This window comes from Rhizobacter sp. P3_B12, from assembly GCF_056402895.1.
Genome location: NZ_JBFUGN010001643.1, coordinates 1 through 704, shown reverse-complemented (window position 1 = coordinate 704; position 704 = coordinate 1). Strand labels below are relative to the sequence as shown.

1 protein-coding gene is annotated in these 704 nt (G+C 66.3%); it reads right to left on the bottom strand.

Annotation, left to right across the window (positions count from 1 at the left end; genetic code table 11):
• Window positions 1-113 precede the first annotated feature (113 nt).
• The coding region (locus AC1D01_RS37430; protein ID WP_477874983.1) for a helix-turn-helix domain-containing protein at window positions 114-704 on the bottom strand (591 nt) is incomplete at its 5' end.

Sequence of the window (704 nt, the reverse complement as noted above, 5' to 3'; positions counted from 1 at the left end):
TCAGCGCGTCGTCGAGCGAGGCGCGCAGGTCGGGGTCGTCGTCGACGACGAGGATGCGTGGGCGGGCAGGGGCGACCGAAGGCATCCCGGCAGTGTGCACCGGGGGGGATTGGCTACTGGGATGGGGATTTACCCGAGCCCCCACCGAACCGCGCCTCGCCCTGTTTGCGGAACTCCTTCGGCGTCATCCCCTTGATCTCGAGGAAGCGCCGGTTGAAGTTCGCGACGTTGTTGAACCCCGCGTCGTAGCAGACGTTCGTGATGTAGCGGTCGGTCTCCATCAGCAGCTGGCAGGCCCGTGTCACGCGCAGCCGGTTCACGAAATCGGTGAAGGTGTTGCCGGTGGCGCGCCGGAAATAGCGCGAGAACTGGCTCTCGCTCATGCCCACGCGCCGGCTCAGCTCGGCCATAGAGAACTGGCTTGCGCTGTTCTCGGTGATGTAGTCGACGATGGTGCTGATCTGCGCCAGCGAGGTATCGTCGTCGAAGCTCTGCAGCGGCATGCTCGACAGCAGCCGGTAGTCGCTGCAGTCCGACAGCTCGCCGAGGAACTCCAGGAACTCGGTGAAGCGCTTCAGCCCGTGCAGGCTGCGGATGCGCACCAGCCGTTCGCGCGCCCGGTCGCTCATGCCGAAGAACTCGATGCCGTGGCGCGCCCGCTCCAGCAGCGGCAGCACGTCGCGCAGGTCGGGGATCAGGTCGGT